The organism is Candidatus Thiodiazotropha endolucinida, assembly GCF_001715975.1.
Taxonomy (GTDB): Bacteria; Pseudomonadota; Gammaproteobacteria; order Chromatiales; family Chromatiaceae; genus Thiodiazotropha; species Thiodiazotropha endolucinida.
Window position 1 is genome coordinate 13,474 of record NZ_MARB01000019.1, and the last position, 17,362, is coordinate 30,835.

General features: G+C 53.5%; 19 protein-coding genes. 10 read left to right on the forward strand and 9 right to left on the reverse strand.

Annotated features, from left to right (window positions below; genetic code table 11):
• Nucleotides 1-6: 6 nt before the first annotated feature.
• Genes CODIS_RS15050 through ald form a run of 4 tightly spaced genes read right to left on the reverse strand, consistent with a single transcriptional unit; the run spans nt 7 to nt 5,396 of the window.
• The gene (locus tag CODIS_RS15050) at nt 7-1,335 is read right to left on the reverse strand and encodes a replication-associated recombination protein A (RefSeq protein ID WP_069126777.1); all 1,329 of its coding nucleotides are present in this window, start codon (nt 1,333-1,335) and stop codon (nt 7-9) included.
• Nucleotides 1,332-1,955: an outer membrane lipoprotein periplasmic chaperone LolA gene (gene lolA / locus CODIS_RS15055; protein ID WP_069126778.1), complete on the reverse strand. Its 624-nt coding sequence runs from the start codon at nt 1,953-1,955 to the stop codon at nt 1,332-1,334. Before lolA ends, CODIS_RS15050 begins: the two co-directional genes overlap by 4 nt.
• 16 nt (nt 1,956-1,971) lie before the next feature.
• Nucleotides 1,972-4,284, reverse strand: coding sequence for a DNA translocase FtsK (locus CODIS_RS15060; RefSeq protein WP_069126779.1), 2,313 nt, complete (start codon nt 4,282-4,284; stop codon nt 1,972-1,974).
• Between the two features lie 50 nt (nt 4,285-4,334).
• Entirely contained in the window at nt 4,335-5,396 is a 1,062-nt protein-coding gene (gene ald, locus CODIS_RS15065; RefSeq protein WP_069126780.1) for an alanine dehydrogenase, read from the reverse strand.
• Nucleotides 5,397-5,567: 171 nt separating this feature from the next.
• Between ald and trxB the strand changes: the two genes are divergently transcribed.
• Nucleotides 5,568-6,533: a thioredoxin-disulfide reductase gene (gene trxB / locus CODIS_RS15070; RefSeq protein WP_069126781.1), complete on the forward strand. Its 966-nt coding sequence runs from the start codon at nt 5,568-5,570 to the stop codon at nt 6,531-6,533.
• Nucleotides 6,534-6,548: 15 nt separating this feature from the next.
• Nucleotides 6,549-7,142, forward strand: coding sequence for a lipocalin family protein (locus tag CODIS_RS15075; RefSeq protein ID WP_069126782.1), 594 nt, complete (start codon nt 6,549-6,551; stop codon nt 7,140-7,142).
• Between the two features lie 193 nt (nt 7,143-7,335).
• Here the strand turns inward: CODIS_RS15075 and CODIS_RS15080 are convergent, their stop codons facing one another.
• Nucleotides 7,336-7,743 (reverse strand): secondary thiamine-phosphate synthase enzyme YjbQ, encoded by a 408-nt coding sequence (locus CODIS_RS15080; protein WP_069126783.1) that lies wholly within the window; start codon nt 7,741-7,743, stop codon nt 7,336-7,338.
• Between the two features lie 561 nt (nt 7,744-8,304).
• On the opposite strand from CODIS_RS15080, the gene CODIS_RS15085 reads away from it, so the two are divergent.
• The 6 genes from CODIS_RS15085 (at nt 8,305) to CODIS_RS15110 (ending at nt 13,102) form a co-directional block, all read left to right on the forward strand.
• Complete coding sequence (locus CODIS_RS15085; RefSeq protein ID WP_069126784.1) at nt 8,305-8,640, forward strand: hypothetical protein; 336 nt, start codon at nt 8,305-8,307, stop codon at nt 8,638-8,640.
• Between the two features lie 53 nt (nt 8,641-8,693).
• On the forward strand, nt 8,694-9,722 hold the full coding sequence (locus CODIS_RS15090; RefSeq protein ID WP_069126785.1) for a 4Fe-4S dicluster domain-containing protein: 1,029 nt from the start codon (nt 8,694-8,696) through the stop codon (nt 9,720-9,722).
• An 11-nt stretch (nt 9,723-9,733) separates the two neighbouring features.
• On the forward strand, nt 9,734-10,990 hold the full coding sequence (dsrP, locus tag CODIS_RS15095; protein ID WP_083220800.1) for a sulfate reduction electron transfer complex DsrMKJOP subunit DsrP: 1,257 nt from the start codon (nt 9,734-9,736) through the stop codon (nt 10,988-10,990).
• 49 nt (nt 10,991-11,039) lie between these two features.
• Nucleotides 11,040-11,849 carry a hypothetical protein gene (locus tag CODIS_RS15100; protein ID WP_069126787.1) on the forward strand — a complete coding sequence of 270 codons (810 nt, stop codon included), beginning with the start codon at nt 11,040-11,042 and terminating at the stop codon, nt 11,847-11,849.
• A 112-nt stretch (nt 11,850-11,961) separates the two neighbouring features.
• Nucleotides 11,962-12,711 (forward strand): class I SAM-dependent methyltransferase, encoded by a 750-nt coding sequence (locus CODIS_RS15105; RefSeq protein WP_069126788.1) that lies wholly within the window; start codon nt 11,962-11,964, stop codon nt 12,709-12,711.
• A 64-nt stretch (nt 12,712-12,775) separates the two neighbouring features.
• Nucleotides 12,776-13,102, forward strand: a complete 327-nt coding sequence (locus CODIS_RS15110; protein ID WP_069126834.1) for a c-type cytochrome — start codon at nt 12,776-12,778, stop codon at nt 13,100-13,102.
• A gap of 38 nt (nt 13,103-13,140) precedes the next feature.
• Here the strand turns inward: CODIS_RS15110 and CODIS_RS15115 are convergent, their stop codons facing one another.
• A complete protein-coding gene (locus tag CODIS_RS15115; RefSeq protein ID WP_069126789.1) occupies nt 13,141-13,599 on the reverse strand; it encodes a hypothetical protein in 459 nt (152 codons plus the stop codon).
• 38 nt (nt 13,600-13,637) lie between these two features.
• Here CODIS_RS15115 and CODIS_RS15120 point away from each other — a divergent pair, with 38 nt between their 5' ends.
• Together CODIS_RS15120 and CODIS_RS15125 are read left to right on the forward strand one after the other, a co-directional pair.
• Entirely contained in the window at nt 13,638-14,009 is a 372-nt protein-coding gene (locus CODIS_RS15120) for a DNA-3-methyladenine glycosylase (RefSeq protein ID WP_069126790.1), read from the forward strand.
• A gap of 43 nt (nt 14,010-14,052) precedes the next feature.
• Nucleotides 14,053-14,385, forward strand: coding sequence for a c-type cytochrome (locus CODIS_RS15125; RefSeq protein ID WP_069126835.1), 333 nt, complete (start codon nt 14,053-14,055; stop codon nt 14,383-14,385).
• A 65-nt stretch (nt 14,386-14,450) separates the two neighbouring features.
• On the opposite strand, the gene nudB is transcribed toward CODIS_RS15125, so the two are convergent.
• Genes nudB through CODIS_RS15140 form a run of 3 tightly spaced genes read right to left on the reverse strand, consistent with a single transcriptional unit; the run spans nt 14,451 to nt 17,351 of the window.
• Nucleotides 14,451-14,894, reverse strand: coding sequence for a dihydroneopterin triphosphate diphosphatase (gene nudB, locus CODIS_RS15130; RefSeq protein WP_069126791.1), 444 nt, complete (start codon nt 14,892-14,894; stop codon nt 14,451-14,453).
• The gene (aspS, locus tag CODIS_RS15135; protein ID WP_069126792.1) at nt 14,878-16,665 is read right to left on the reverse strand and encodes an aspartate--tRNA ligase; all 1,788 of its coding nucleotides are present in this window, start codon (nt 16,663-16,665) and stop codon (nt 14,878-14,880) included. Before aspS ends, nudB begins: the two co-directional genes overlap by 17 nt.
• Nucleotides 16,666-16,724: 59 nt before the next feature.
• Nucleotides 16,725-17,351 carry a DUF502 domain-containing protein gene (locus tag CODIS_RS15140; protein WP_069126793.1) on the reverse strand — a complete coding sequence of 209 codons (627 nt, stop codon included), beginning with the start codon at nt 17,349-17,351 and terminating at the stop codon, nt 16,725-16,727.
• Nucleotides 17,352-17,362: the final 11 nt, after the last annotated feature.

Here is a 17,362-nt window from a genome sequence, read left to right on the forward strand (position 1 = left end):
AGTCGTTCAATTGTCTGCAGCCTCTTCATCCAATCTATGCAGAAACTCCAGCTTTTCGGCTATCCTGATCTCCATACCCCGATCGACCGGATAGTAGTAACGATGCCCAGCTAAATGTTCCGGCATATAGTTTTCGCCTGCAGCGTAGGCATTGGGTTCATCGTGGGCGTAGCGGTAGGCCTTGCCGTAATCGAGCTCTTTCATCAGTTTGGTGGGTGCGTTGCGTAGTTGCAATGGCACTTCAAGTGAACCGGAGGTCTTGGCTTCAGCGAGAGCGGCTTTCCATGCAGTGTAAACCGCATTACTCTTCGGAGCACACGCCATGTAGACTACGGCTTGTGCGATTGCGAGTTCCCCTTCCGGGCTGCCGAGTCGTTGCTGTGCATCCCAGGCATTCAGGGCCAACTGCAGAGCACGCGGATCTGCATTGCCGATATCCTCCGAGGCCATGCGTACAACCCTGCGGGCGATGTACAGGGGGTCACAACCGCCGTCGACCATGCGCGCCAGCCAGTAGAGGGCGGCATCCGGCGCTGAGCCCCTGACTGATTTGTGCAGGGCCGATATCTGGTCGTAAAAGGCCTCGCCGCCTTTGTCGAAACGACGCAACGTACCACTGGCCACCTCCGCTACAACCCTTTCATCGATCTCTCCCGATTCGGTCAAGTCCGCTGCTATCTCCAGCAGGTTCAGTGCCCTTCTGGCATCGCCATCCGCCGCTTCCGCCAGCAGTGTGCGGGCCTTGTCACTGATCTCAAGCTCCCTTGCGCCAAGGCCATTGCCGGCATCTTTCAGCGCCAGATCGATGATCTGTTTCAGTTCTTCATGTGTCAGCGCTTTCAACACATAGGTGCGGGCGCGGGAAAGCAGCGCATTGTTGAGTTCAAATGATGGATTTTCGGTGGTGGCGCCGATGAAGACCACGGTGCCATCCTCCACATGGGGCAGGAAGGCATCCTGTTGGGATTTATTGAACCTGTGCACCTCATCGATGAAAAGAACGGTCGGCCGTTGCGCCTGTTGTTTGTAGAGCTTCGCCTGCTCGACTGATGCACGGATCTCCTTGACGCCGGACAATACCGCTGAGAGGCTGAGAAACTGTGCACCTGAGTGTTGTGCGATCAACCGTGCCAAGGTGGTCTTCCCCGTGCCCGGGGGACCCCAGAAGATCATGGAATGGAGGCGGTCCTCCTGGATGGCGCGCCACAGCGGTTTACCCTCTGAGACGATGTGGGACTGGCCGATGAACTGTTCCAAAGTACGCGGCCGCATCCGGTCTGCCAGTGGGCGGTTCTCTCCGCCCCCATTCCGGGCAAAGAGATCCTGATCGTTCATAGGTCACCGATCAGATCGATCATGGGCGGCGGCTTGAACGTGAACAAGGCGGCATCCAGTGGCAGGTTGCGTTGGAGATTGTCGAACACAAAGCGGGTGGTCTGCCCTAAATTGTCGATCATCTCCATACGCTGCAGATTATTCTCATTGAGGGCCAGTCTTAAGCTGGAAAATTGGGACTCTTTCTCTCTCGGCAACAGTTCAACCCAACTCAATCCATCGGCTTCGCCCAGGTCATTGACCTGGAAATGTTCACTGATGGGGGCTTGGTCACTCAGCAATTGAGCCGGTGTACCTACCAATGCTGCCCGCTGACTGCGATGGGAGACCTGTTCCAACTCGATGTCATAAAGCCAGATGCGATCGCCATCCGCCACGATCAACTGTTCACTCGGCGCCGTGTATTCCCAACGCAACAGGCCCGGGCGCTTCAGATAGAAGACACCATTGCTGGAATAGGCCTGATCATCATCCTGTTGCAGCGTCTGCTCAAAGTCAGCCTGCAGGGTGGTTAGATCCTTGAGAAAGGCCTCCAGCTGTTGCGGACCGTTCAATGCCCATAAGGGTTGCACGGCCCCCAAAAGAATCAGACTACAAATGAGTTTCAGGCTTCTCTGCATACAACTATATTCTCAATCAGTCTTTCGGTGGCGGCGGCGCCAGTACGGTTCGGCTGCCATTGCTCTCCGCCGGCCCTACGATACCGGTACGCTCCATCTCCTCTATCATCCGCGCGGCCCGGTTGTAGCCGATCTTGAGCCTGCGCTGGACACCGGAGATCGAGGCCCGTCGCGTCTCCGTGACGATGCGTACCGCTTCGTCATACAGCGGATCGCTATCTTCCACATCGCCGTTCTCTGCCGGAAAACCGGGCAACGACTCCGTCGCTTCCTGGAGGATCTCTTCCAGATAGTCCGGTTCTCCCGCCTGTTTCAGATGTTTCACCACCCGATGCACTTCGTTGTCATCCACAAAGGCGCCGTGCATGCGCTGCGGGATATTGCTGCCGGTACCCATATAGAGCATGTCACCATGACCCAGCAGGTGTTCCGCACCCATCTGATCGAGGATGGTACGGGAGTCGACCCTGGAGGAGACCTGGAAGGCGATACGGGTGGGTATGTTCGCCTTGATCAGACCGGTGATCACATCCACCGATGGCCGTTGTGTAGCCAGTATCAGATGAATGCCGGAGGCACGCGCCTTCTGTGCCAGCCTGGCGATCAACTCCTCCACCTTCTTTCTCGCCATCATCATCATATCGGCAAGCTCGTCGATAATGACCACGATATAGGGGAGAGGTTCCAGGGTGGGATGCTCCATCGCCTCGATGATCTCAGTTGGCTCGGGCTGAAACAGGGGGTCCTTGATCGGTTCGCCCTTCTTGATCGCATCCTTGACCTTGCGGTTGTAACCGACGATGTTTCTCACCCCCAGGCTGGCCATCAGTTTATAACGCCGTTCCATCTCACCGACGCACCAGCGCAGGGCATTGGCCGCCTCCTGCATGTCGGTCACCACCGGGGTCAGCAGATGGGGTATGCCTTCATAGACCGATAACTCCAACATCTTGGGATCGACCATGATCATCCGTACCTGATCCGGCTTGGCTTTGTAGAGCAGACTGAGGATCATGGCATTGATCGCCACCGATTTACCGGAACCGGTGGTACCGGCGATCAGCGCATGGGGCATCTTGGCCAGATCGGCGCACATCGGATTGCCGGCGATGTCCTTGCCCAGGGCGAGGGTCAGCGGAGACTTCGCCGATTCGTAGGTCTCCGATTGAAGCACCTCGCTGAGAAAAACCATTTCGCGATACTCATTGGGGATCTCGAGACCGATCACCGATTTACCGGGGATCACCTCCACTACGCGTACCGCAATGGTCGATAGCGCTCGCGCAAGGTCTTTAGACAAGCTACTGATTTTGCTGACCTTGGTGCCCGCAGCGAGTTGCAGCTCAAACAGGGTGACCACCGGACCGGGGTGGACTGCAACCACCTGGACCTCGATATCGAAGTCGGAGAACTTCAACTCCACCTGTCGCGACATGGCCTGCAGCGCTTCCGGTGAATAGGACTGCACCGTCTGCTTGGCCGGGTCCAACAACGCCAGCGGCGGCAGTTCACTGTTGGGATCGGCCTCGAACAGAGGCACCTGGCGCTCCTTCTCTACCCGTTCACTGGCTTTTGGCGCATTGATCACCGGCTCGATGCGTGGCTGCTTGCGTTTGACCGACTTCTTCTGCTCCTTCTTGATCAATTCGACCCTTTCCTGACGTGCCCGCTTCGCCGCCAGGTTTTCCCGCCAGTGGGTGTAGAAAAGTTGCGTCTTACGCATCACACCCAGCACCAACCCGCCCAAAAAGTCCATCACGGTAAACCAGGAGACGCCAGTGAACAGGGTAAAACCACTGAGAAACAGCGCCAACATCAGCAATGAACTGCCGGAGCGGCTGAAAGAAGCCTCAAAGTGGCCGCCAAGGAAATTACCCAGGGCGCCACCTGTGCCTGTAGGCAGGGTGAGTGCCAAATGGTTGGTATGGAGCGCGGCCAGGGCACAGCCGGATGCCAGGGTGATGAAAAATCCCAGCCAACGCACCAGCACCAGATTCAGGTTGACGGAATCATCGGGGTTGCGACGACGGAATACGAGTACCGCACTCCAGCTCAACATAATGGGGAACAGATAGGCAAAAATCCCGAACAGGTAGAGAAAGACATCGGCAAACCAGGCACCGGCAGGACCACCGGAATTCCGTACTGAGATGGTAGGTCCGGTATAGGACCAACCGGGATCCAGCGGCGAATAACTGAACAGGGATAGCAATAGATAACCACTGAGGCAGAACAGGCTCCACATGATGCCTTCGCGCATGGCATGGCTGACGTGGCTGTGAAATGCACTCTGGTCTGATGCTTGTTGGCTTTTGGCCTGTGCTGGCATATCAATAATCTTTTTAAATTAAAATGTTACAGTTATTTATTATTGTAGTTTCATAAATACTGGTCACGCAAGGCCGGATAGATCAGCTCCCCCATGGAAAGGTTTACCGCAGCCTTCAGGCACGGATCCTCCTGCCACCCCTCAACCAGGCGCCTAAGATAGGGCATCATCGCCGCGGAGAGGGATTGGCTGGCGCTCCTGGGCACCGCACCCGGCATATTCGTCACACAAAAGTGGGTCACCCCATCCACCTGATAGGTCGGCTCCTCATAGGTTGTCGGGCGGGTGGTCTCGATGCACCCGCCCTGATCAACTGATATATCCACAACTACACTGCCCGCCTGCATCGTCGAAATCTGTTGGCGTGAGATCAGATGCGGCGCTTTCGCTCCGGGAATCAACACCGCACCGATCAGCAGGTCGGCACTGGCAACCGCTTCGCTGATCGCATCCTGATAGGGATAGAGTGCAGTGACACTGTTGCCAAGTACCCGCATCGCGCCCATTTTCTCCCTTAATCGATCAAACACCGTGACCCGGGCACCCACGGCAGCAGCAAGTTGGGCGGCATTGCCACCCGCCTGACCGGCGCCCAATATCACCACATGACCCCGTTCCGCGGCTGGCAAGCCACCCAGCAACAGCCCCCTGCCCCCATGCTGATGGTGTAACAGGGTAACGCCATTCTGCACCGCAATTCGACCGGCTATATCACTCATCGGGGCCAGAATCGGCAACCCCCCTCGGTCCGCCACCGTTTCAAAGGCGATGCCGGTGACGCCTGAATGTAAGAGACGCCGGGTCAATCCCTCATCCGCTGCCAGGTGGAGAAAGCAGAACAGCAACTGCCCTTCCCGCAGCATCTCCGGCTCATTGCCATAGGGTTCCTTGACCTTCACTACCAGTTCGGCCTGCTGATAGATTGTCTCTGCATCGGACACGATCTCCACCCCGGCCTTCTCATATCTCTGATCCGTGTAACCACTGGCGCTGCCCGCACCCTGCTCCAGCATCACCAGATGTCCAGCCTTGACCAACTCGCCGCAGGCCTCAGGGACCAAACCTACCCGTCCCTCAAGGGGTTTGATCTCTTTCGGTATGCCGATTTTCATTACCATATTCTCTCGATTCTTTACCCCGGAGGGATGATTACGTAGTATTCCCGCAATCCTGATTTATGTCTTGGATGCGGGTCACCAATTAAGGACGCGCAAGGCCGAGTCTTATTTAATATCGCCTGCCACGCAACAAGCCGGGGCAGGCCCGAGCTGGAGTAAGTATACATGAGCGAAACCAAGCATTGTCGCCTGCTGATTCTGGGATCCGGTCCCGCCGGTTATACCGCAGCGGTCTACGCCGCCCGTGCCAACCTGAATCCTGTTCTCGTGACCGGTATGGAACAGGGCGGTCAATTGATGACCACCACCGAAGTGGACAACTGGCCAGGCGACAACGACGGTGTGCAGGGACCGGACCTGATGGAGCGGATGCGCCTGCATGCGGAACGCTTCGACACCGAGATCATCTTCGACCATATCAACAAGGCGGAATTGGCTGAACGCCCCTTTCGCCTCACCGGAGACCAGGCGGTCTACACCTGCGATGCCCTGATCATCTGCACCGGGGCCTCCGCCAAGTACCTGGGCATGGAATCCGAGCAGGCATTTCGTGGTCGCGGTGTCTCGGCCTGTGCCACCTGTGACGGGTTCTTCTATAAAAACCAGCGGGTCGCCGTCATCGGCGGCGGCAATACCGCCGTGGAAGAGGCGCTCTACCTGTCACACATCGCCTCCGAAGTGGTTGTCGTGCACCGTCGCGATCAGTTTCGCTCCGAGAAGATACTGGCTGACAAACTGAAGAGCAAGGCAGCGGATGGCAATGTCACCATTGAATGGGATCATGTGCTCGATGAAGTGCTCGGTGACCAGAGCGGAGTCACCGGCATGCGCATCAAGAATGTCAAAGACGGCGAGACCAAGGAGATCGATCTACAGGGTGTTTTTATCGCTATCGGACACAGCCCCAACACATCGCTGTTCGAGGGACAGCTTGATATGACCAACGGCTATTTACACGTTGCCGGGGGCCTGGAGGGTAACGCCACGCAAACCTCCATCCCAGGCATCTATGCCGCCGGCGATGTGATGGATCACGTCTACCGACAGGCGATCACCTCCGCCGGCACCGGTTGCCAGGCGGCCCTGGATGCGGAACGCTTCCTGGATGCCCTGGAAGAACAGTCCGCTTAATATCTATGTCTGCGAATGAACGCTGATCAACGCAAATGGTTTTGTGTTGCGGGATCAGCTATCTCCAGGCGTATTGTTTATCTGTTGGCAGGTTGTCTCGTACTGGCAAGCTGTACTCAGCTACCTCGAGGCATCCAGCCAATCAGCGGATTTGAAATCAACCGTTACCTTGGCACCTGGTATGAGATCGCCCGCCTCGACCACCGCTTTGAGAAAGGCCTGAATAACGTCACCGCAAACTATACGCTGCGGAATGATGGCGGCATCAATGTAATCAACAGAGGATACGCTCCCAAGGATCAGGCATGGAAAGAGGCGCAAGGCAAGGCATTCTTTGTCGGTGACAAACAGAAAGGCCATCTACAGGTCTCGTTTTTCGGCCCTTTCTACAGCTCATATGTAATATTCGAACTGGACAAGGATGACTACCAATACGCCTTTGTCAGCGGGTACAACCGTGATTATCTTTGGCTTCTGGCAAGGAAACCCCGGGTGGATGATGAGACTATTGGGCGTTTTCTCGATCGTTCAAGATCATTAGGCTTTGATACTGATGAAATCATTTTTGTCACTCATGATCGAGCCGAGATCCTCCAACCTGGTCAATAGTAATGTATATCTGACACTGCATGTGTATGCGCCCTATTACTGCGGATAAGCAGATGGTTACCCAACGCTTCTATAAGACCTAAGTCTATTGCTACACGGATATCACTAACCAGGATTCCCAAGCTGACATGAATATCATTTATCCTCAGGTATAACTGATTATCAGCATCCTCATTGCGTCAACATCTGTTACTCATAATTCCGATAAGAATGTACAGACAACCCTACGATCTGTCCTGGGCCCATCGAACTCGCAGAAGAAGATATTCTGCCAGCGTGAGAGACCCAGCTTGCCATCGATAATCGGGATGGTCTCTGATGGCCCAATCAAGCCCGCTTTGAGGTGACTGTCTCCATTGCCGTCCTGGGCGTCGTGCAGCCAGACGCCCTGTGGGATCATCTTGCGCAGCAGGTTGACCACATCGGACTGCACACTCTGGTCCCAGTTCTCCTGGATCATGATCGCCGCTGTTGCACCTTGCGCGTAGACATTCACCAATCCCTGTTCAATACCGCTGTGTGCCAGCACTCGTTCAACCTGGTCTGTGATATCGACTAAAGTCTCGCGTTTGTCGGTCTGCAAATGAATCGTCTCACCCATAGCCGTTTCTCACCCGCTGTTCGCTGAGATTAAATATCCCATCCAATGTTCCTGCTACCAATTTTGTCAGATAAAAGCCCGATGCCCGATTTCTACCGCGCAATCGGCTCTCCGTGAATAGAGACTGTTTACAAGCTGCTCAGGTGGTTTAATCATACAAGGCTTGGCGTCGATCTGTATTCTTGCAGCAACAGTCACCCACTCATCACATTTTTCGGTACGCCAAATTGGCATATTTTTTTTCTTTTGATAACAAACGGTTATCAACAAGCGCATCAATCAACCAGACATTTTGTCAGGTTCAGCCATTAGCCGGCACGTATTGAGAATAACTATCGATAATATTTTTATCAAAATAAACAATAGGATATCGAATCAACTCGCATAATGGCACAGGGATTGCTGCTTCTGTTGAGATCGGCTTGCACGTCCGGCATAAAACCGCTGTAAAAAATTAACGCGACTGCAGTATTCCGCTTTTTTTTTAACGACAACACTTTACCGCTAATCGGTATAGCGGAATGTATTGACAGTCTTGAAACAGGCCAAGAGGTAATTCAGATGCTTAAAAGATGGATCATGCCGCTGCAAAAATGGCTGTTCGGAGTAACTGATAATCAACACCACACCCGGTTGGACAGTTCAGATGAGCCGGATACTACCCGCAGACGTTTTTTCAAGCAGGCAGCCATCAGCACGGTGAGTGTCGCCGGCACCGCTGGACTGGCCAAGACTGTCGTTGATTCCATGCCTCAGCCCGACTTGCGACAGCAATATAACCAAGACGCCGTTAAGGGTGAAAATGAACTCCTGCAACGGGAATATGTGGTTATGACCGACGAGGAAAAGGACACAATGGTGCAGTCACTCGTCGATACCTATAACAAAGAATCCTGATCATCACGCGATTATTCCAGTCTATCCGATAGCCACCCGATCAGAGGACAGCCATGCCCAAACAAGATGAGAGCAAAGAAAACGATAGCAAACCCACCACCCGACGTGATTTTCTGCGCAGTGCGGGCAACTACACGGTGGCATCACTATCCGGCGCGGCAATGCTGCTGTCCGATCCCAAACCGGCGAAAGCGAATGTCACATGGGCGGAACATTTCCAAAAAAACTATCGGCTGATGACAGATGAGGAAAAAAAGGAGGCTATCGATCGCCTCGAAACCCGTTATTCAGAGGAATACGGTAAAAAAGTCATCGTCGACGATGCACCCTCAATGGAGGGTGTTTTGTTTGGATATGCGCTCAATATACAGAAATGCATCGGTTGCCGTCGGTGTGTCAAGGCCTGCGTGGCGGAGAACAACCAGTCCCGTGGCGACGAACAGCAGATCGAGTGGATTCGCGTCTTACGCATGGAAAAGGGAAATTTTACCGAAGCGGGCAGGGATCAACACGGATACCCGGATGCATACGGCGTTCAGGTCGGCGGCAACGCCTACAAACCCGCGGGAGTGGTGCTGGAAGGCCAGCACTATTATGAGCCGGAACAGGTGCCGGAAAAGGATGCCTTCTACTTTCCCATGCAATGCATGCAGTGTGAGAAACCGCCCTGTGTCAAGGTCTGCCCGGTACGTACCACCTATCGTGATCCCGACGGCATCGTGGTTATCGATTACAACTGGTGTATCGGCTGTCGCATGTGCATCGGTGCCTGTCCCTATTGGGCCCGGCGCTTCAATTGGGGCGAACCCAATCTGCCGAAGGAAGAGATGAATCCCAATACCCACTATCTTGGCAACCGCCCGCGTATGAAAGGTGTCGTCGAGAAATGCAGCTTCTGTATCCAGCGTACCCGCAAAGGCCGCTGGACTGCTTGTGTCGAGGTATGCCCCGTCGGCGCCCGCAAGTTCGGCAACCTGTTGGATCCGAACAGTGAAATCCGCAAAGTCCTGGCGAACAAGAAAGTGTTCCGCCTGAGGGCCGACCTCAACACCTATCCTAAGTTTTTCTATTTCATGGATTAAGGGGAGATCTCATGATGCGCTTTTTTCAATTCGTGGTCGATTTCCTGCGGGCAGGCTTCACCGGGGGCATCCTGTTCTGGTCCTGGATGCTCTTCCTGTCCTTTTTCATCATGCTATGGGGTTACGGGGAGTATGTTCAAATCGCCAATGGCATGATCGTCACCAACCTCAATGATCAGGTCAGCTGGGGTTTCTACCTGGCCAATTTCGTGTTCATGGTCGGTGTGGCGGCAGCTGCGGTAACTGTGGTATTTCCCGCCTATGTCTATAAGCACAAAGAGTTGCACCGCATTGTGATACTTGGCGAAATGCTCGCCATTGCAGCGGTGGTGATGTGTCTGCTTTTCGTCGTTGCGCATATGGGGAGACCGGACCGCCTGTGGCATATCTTCCCGGTGATTGGTATTTTCAACTGGCCCCATGCCATGCTGACATGGGATGTTATCGTGCTCAGCGGTTACCTGCTGCTCAATATCATCGGCGGTTTCTACTATCTGTATAAAAAATATACCGGCACTGAGGTCAACAAGGCCTTCTATCTGCCGATCGTCTATATCGCCATTGTCTGGGCATTGAGTATCCATACGGTTACGGCATTCCTGATCAACACCATGCCGGCGCGTCCGATGTGGTTCCACTCGATGATGCCGATCAAGTTCATCACCACGGCGTTTGCCGCGGGCCCCTCGCTGATTATCATCGTATTCCTTCTGGTGCGCCGTTTCACACCCATGAAGATTGCCGATGAGGCCTTCCATCTCCTTTCCCAGATTGTTGTCTGGTGTCTAGGCATTGCCCTGTTTCTGACAATGTCGGAGATCGTCACCGAACTCTACCCATCCACAGAGCACTCATTGGGTCTGCAATATCTGATGTTCGGGCACAATGGACTCAACAGCCTGGTACCCTATTTCTGGACTGCACTCTCCCTGATGGTGGGCTCATTCGTGTTGTTGCTGATACCCAGGATCAGAAAAAACCTGACTCTCCTGCCCTTCATCTGCATCGCTGCCTTTATCGGCATCTGGATCGAAAAAGGTATGGGATTGATGCTACCCGGTGTGATCCCGACACCCATTGGCGAGTTCGCAGAATATACACCGAGCCATATCGAACTCATGGTTGTTGGCGGTGTGTGGGCAATCGGCTTCTTCTTGCTTACCTTCATGCTTAAAGGGGCGGTCGCGGTAATGCTGGGAGAAGTCCGCTACCAAACACGGGAAATCGAGCAACCTGTATCAGGCGAGCAGACAGAAGCAACAACTTGACCTTGTGACTCATGGATTGTGCGGACAATATCGATTTGGAGAAAAAAAGATGACGAGCTATCGAAACCATCTGTCTATTTTGGGTCTCTGCTTGCTGGCGGTTATATCGATCAAATCCGCAATCGGCACTGAGGCTCAGGAAGGCAACGAATGCTTCGAAAGCAGGGACGGCATGTCACAAGTCATTTCACACGAAACAGCACCTGGACTGATGAATGTGAAATGCTCCCCCACTACCGGGGGCGTACTGTGGTGGGGAGACCCTTTCGAAGGCACTATCCCCATGGGTCACATGGATGTAGAAGCGGATTACTTTCATGAAGAGGCCGTGGTGAAACCCCGTGAACCGCAAATTGACAGGAACAAAATGCTGACGATATGCAGCATGGCCTGCCACAACGGTGAATATGTTCCGATCCCGTACAACAAAGATCCCCGCCCGTTGAAGATGCATCTGGACATTATTCCCGACGCCATGAACCTCAAGCATGGCAAAGGAGGCGTCTGGTGTCTTGATTGTCACCACCTGGTCGACCGCACCAAACTGATCGACAATTTCGGTTATTCGATCAGCTTCAATCAACCACAAAAACTCTGTGGCAAGTGTCACGGTCAGGTCTATCGTGCCTGGCGCGACGGAATCCATGGTAAGCGAATCGGCATGTGGGACAAGGGCGGTAAAAAACGCTGGTGGGTCTGTACTGAATGCCACAACCCGCATGATGTTGAACAAGCTGGGAGAAATTCCGGCTTTGCCCAATTACGGCCGGAACCGGCACCGAACCTGCCAAAAGGGATGACAAATGCGGATCACGAAAGGATGCACCATGGCCCAATCCAAAGTGAAGAGCCTCACTAAAGATGACTGTATCACCAATATCCATATACAGCTCAGGGCGTGATGAGGGATGTAAAAATTTATGCTCGTTCATACACAGCAAGAGTAATGTTGATCAACGGAGAAGAGAAGAGTGACAACCAGTTTCCAGAATAGAGAAAATGTCCGGCGACAGGCATTCGAATCGATCTGGGAAAGCCAGATCGATGCGGTGTTTTCCGATGTCGCAGCGGTCTATGACAGAGCCAATGACTTTGCCAGTCTCGGAACCCTGAATGGTCTGCGTCGCAGATTCATCGCCACCATTGACGTTTCACCTGGCCAACGGGTACTCGATGTGTGCGCCGGAACCAATGTGGTCGGTATCGACCTGCTTAAAAAAGAGCCAAACCTTGATATCTACGCAGTCGATCGCAGTGATGCCATGCAGAAAGTCGGCAGCGATCGCGCCGCACAACAGGGCTTCGATATTAAAGGACATATCTGCGATGTTCATCGGCTGCCATTTCCCGACAACCATTTCGACGTGGTGACTTTGCAATATGCAACACGTCACTTGCGTGTCATCGATGTTTTCTCAGAGATCAATCGGGTGCTTAAACCGGGAGGACACTTCTATCATTTCGATATGTTGAGGCCAGCCAGCAAAATAATTGAAGAGGCTTATTGCCTCTATTTGCGGGGATGTCTCAAAACGATCTCCTGGGCCATCAGAGTCGGACCTGAAGCGAGAAACTGCTGTGACTATTTTATTGATGCCATCCGTCTTTTCTACTCCACGGATGAACTCTCTCGCCTGCTCTCTGAATTAGGTTTTTCAGACGTTATCGGCAAACCCCTGCTGGGCGGTACTGTTGCGATACACAAAGCGTGCAAGGTTTAGCGGAGGGGTCTCATCCGCAATCGGTCACTGATACATGCGCAGTTTCTTCTTGGGTAATGACATTATGACAATTCATAACAGATTGATCACTTACATCGGCATCCTCGCCATCGCCCTGACGCCTTTTGCGGCACAGGCATTGGATGCGCCTGCTCTCTACCATGAACGTACTTGTATCGCATGCCACGGCGCAAACGGCAGAGAGCCGGTGATGGATGAATATCCTAAATTAGCCGGGCAACCGGAACAGTATCTTCTGACACAGATGAAGGATATTAAAAGCGGATCGCGATCGAATGCTCACTCAATGGCCATGAAAAATGTAATGCACCTGATCAGTGATGAGGAGATGTCTGTACTGGCAGAATGGCTCGCGAAACTTCCCGAATAAACTTGCCTGCCGAATTCAAAGGGGGCAGATCGATGGGGTCAGCAACCCCAGGCCGCATCAACCAGAGAGGCGATCTGATTGTAATAGGCATCGCGATCCATACCAAGCACGGTGGCACCGAATATTTCTGCATCGTTTGCAGTGGCAAGATCGCCATAGTTAACCAGTACCAATTGATAGAGAATGAGCGCGGGTATATCGTCGTGTCGATTTTTGTAATAACTGTGCAACAAAATGGTGTAGCCATCTTCAGGATTATCAGAAACAGGCTCTGTTTTTCCGAACATGCCGGGTTCGATACCTTCGGATACAAACCTGATATTCACGGGATAGCGAACCGATTTTCTATCTTCGAGCATGCTGAGCACCGTCCGATAATCGATCTCGTCACCGTAACGGGTTCGTATCTCTTTCGCCTTTTCAAGGGCATGCTGCGAAACCGCACTGTGTATAACCTTTCCCGCTCTTTTTTTAACCTTGGGTTTTTGTTGCGCCATGACAATAATATATTTGCTGTGATAACCAGGGATAGCCTATGTCCGAATACTCACTGAAGTTTACCGAAGATCCTATAGAGGAATCCAGACAACGCACCATTGATGAGATCCATCAATTCATCAGGTCGATGGATGGACGACCGCTCGCAGTGGTGACCCTGGACAATGAGCAGAGCGATCTTTGGGACTCGGAGGGAACGATCGACTACCAGGATATCTATGGACGACAAATCATCAGTCAAATTTCGGACGGCTCCACTGAAACCCTGCTGATCCGTAATAACGAAGGGTTTCCACTGGCGTTGGCGGCATTGAGCAGTGTTGACGGCTGGCAGGGGATCGGCATCGAGAAGCGTTTACGCTTCGAAGTGGCAAGGATGTTTCAGAATGATGAAACTGAATTCGAATGAACGAATACCTTCATACAATATACAAGGCCGGGAGGTCATAAAGATGAAAAAATCGAGTTATATTGGGTTATATCTTTGCGGTCTCATTGCAACATCTCTGATATCCAGCGCATATGCCGAAACCGATAACATAGACAGTGCCAACCTCTACCTCGCCAAGGCATGTGCGGGATGCCACGGTGTTGATGGCCGCTCGCCTGTGGACCCATACTATCCGAAGATCGCTGGACAGAATGAAGGTTACCTCTACAATCAATTGCGTGACATGAAGAACGGCAGCCGCAACAACAGCCAATCGAATATTATGAAAGGCATCATGACTGCCGTCAGCGAAAAGGAGATGCGTGCAATCGCAGCATGGCTTGCGAAACAGTAGTCATGAGGGGTACTGCACTTCACAGACCAGGGCCGGCACGGCGTCGGGAAGCGTGTTAACAGGCCTTAAGCGGTTTCGCCGAAAAGATGTCGAATCGCTTTCCGGTTGGTCCATGATGACGCCAAGCGAAGGGCTTGTGCATAGGAGACCCAGCGATAATCTGCATGTTCCTGTCGGTGAAGCCTGGGCTGCCGCCTGAAGGGCAACATCACCGCAAACCAGTGCTCGGTATTGGTGTGGGTGTTTGCCGCATAGCGTGAGCGCCAGGCGGGAAGGATAGGAAAGATCTCCTGACAGGCAAGATCGAACAAGGCCCCGCCGGCCATAATCCCGGTCTCCTCGTAGAGTTCCCGACGCGCAGCCTGAGCGGCGGATTCTCCCCACTCCAGGCTACCGGTCACTGACTGCCAGAAATCCCCGGGGCGGGTTCGACGCAGCATCAATATGTCACCCGCTGTGGTATAGACCACAACCAGGACCGATTCGGGGCGTTTATTTGCTTTCTTCACTAACCGGTTTTCTAACCCGGATCGAGAGTTCCCGCAACTGGTCGGCGCCCACTTCCGAAGGTGCGGCGGTGAGCAGGCACGCCGCCGTCTGGGTCTTCGGGAAGGCCATCACTTCCCTGATCGAGGCCGAGTCGGTTAGCAACATGACCAGACGATCGAGACCGAAGGCCAGACCACCGTGGGGTGGACAACCGTATTGCAGGGCGGACAACAGAAAGCCGAACTTCTCCTCGGCCTCATCTTCGCTGATCTCCAACAGCTCAAAGATCTTCTGCTGTACCTCCTGCTGGTGGATACGAATGGAACCGCCACCCAACTCAACACCGTTCATGACCATGTCGTAGGCCCGAGATTTACAGGCCCCGGGATTGCTCTCGAGCACATCGAGCTGATCCAGCTTGGGTGAGGTAAACGGGTGGTGCAAGGGTGTCCAGCGGTCATGCTGTTCGTCCCATTCGAACATCGGGAAATCGACCACCCAGAGTGGCTGCCACTCGCCCTGTAACAGTTCCAGGTCATGCCCCAACTTGACCCGCAGGGCTCCCAAGGATTCGTTCACCACATGACGCTTGTCGGCACCAAAGAAGATCAGGTCACCGTCTTCGGCATCGGTACGTTGCAGTATCGCTTCGGCCACCTCATCCGGGAGGAACTTGAGGATTGGCGATTGCAAACCCTCGACACCCTTGGCGATCTCATTGACCTTGATATAGGCCAGCCCCTTGGCGCCGTAGATCGCCACGAACTTGGTGTATTCATCGATCTGTTTACGGCTGAGGGAACTTCCCCCGGGCACCTTCAAAGCCGCCACGCGGCCCTTGGGGTCCTTCGCAGGACCGGAAAAGACCTTGAATTCGACCTCTTTCATCAGGTCCCGCAGATCCACCAACTCAAGGGGTACTCGAAGGTCGGGACGATCCGATCCATATCGCTCCATCGACTCGTCATAACTCATGCGCGGAAAGGGATTCGGCAGATCCACATCCAGTATCTCTTTATAGAGTTGACGAATCATCTCTTCATTAAGCTGGATGATTTCATCCTCGTCGAGAAAAGAGGTCTCTATATCGAGCTGGGTAAACTCCGGCTGCCGGTCGGCGCGCAAATCCTCGTCGCGAAAACAGCGCACGATCTGATAGTAGCGATCCATGCCCGACATCATCAGCAGCTGTTTGAAGAGTTGCGGTGACTGAGGCAATGCAAAAAAGGAACCGGGGTGGGTACGGCTGGGGACCAGATAATCACGTGCGCCTTCCGGGGTCGCTTTGGTAAGCATCGGTGTTTCGATGTCCAGGAATCCGCTATCATCCAGGAAGCGGCGCAATACCTGGGTAACCTGAGCCCGGGTGCGGATCTTCTCCAGCATCTCGGGACGACGCAGGTCGATATAACGGTAGCGCAGCCGTATCTCTTCCGAGGCGTTTTCATGTTCATCGAGCTGAAACGGTGGCGTTTCGGCACGATTCAGCACCTCCAGCTCCAACCCCAGGATCTCGATCTCGCCGGTGGGCAGATCGGGATTGACCGTACCTTCAGGCCTGGCCCTCACACGTCCTTTGATGCGCAGCACATATTCATTGCGCACATGCTCGGCGACACTGAAAACATCCGGCAGGTCAGGATCATAGACCACCTGAACAAGACCCTCCCGATCCCGCAGATCGATAAAAATGACCCCACCATGATCCCGTCTTCGATGTACCCAACCACAAAGTTCTACTTCCTGGTCGATATGAGAGCTGTTGATCTGTCCACAATAGTGACTGCGCATGGAATATTCCTGTGAGAATCCGCGATATTAATCCGGCAACCGGTTAAAAGGCGGGAATGTTACGGCTTGACCTCAGACTCTGCAAGCCCATCGCCCGGATTGACCGCACCCATGGAGAGGAGCATCTTCAATCCCTCATCGACACTCATATCCAAATCCCGTATATCTTCTTTCGGTACCAGTACAAAATAACCGCCTGTCGGGTTCGGCGTGGTGGGTATATAGACGTTGACCACATCCCGGCCGGTCGCCTGCTGTACCGCCCCACTCTCTTCGCTGGTCAAAAAAGCCAGCGTCCAGAGTCCACGCCGGGGAAACTCGACCAAAACCACTTTGCGAAACGATTTACCTTTGTCGGCAAACATGGTTTCGACCATCTGTTTGACAGCGGAGTAGACAGATCTGACCAGTGGAATCCGGGCCAGCAGCCCCTCCCACATGCTTACCACTTTTCGCCCGAACAGATTGGCGGCCACCAATCCGGTAAGGAGCAGAATCAGCAGGGAGAGCAGAACCCCCAGTCCCGGAATATGGAAACCGAACAGATTATCGGGGCGATAGGCCTCAGGCAGCAGTAATAGACTGTTGTCCATCCAGCTGACCAATAAATTGATGACAAGAAAGGTGGCCCCAAGGGGCAACCACACCAACAGACCGGCCACCAGATAGCGGCGAAGGAAGCTCATTTAACAATCCA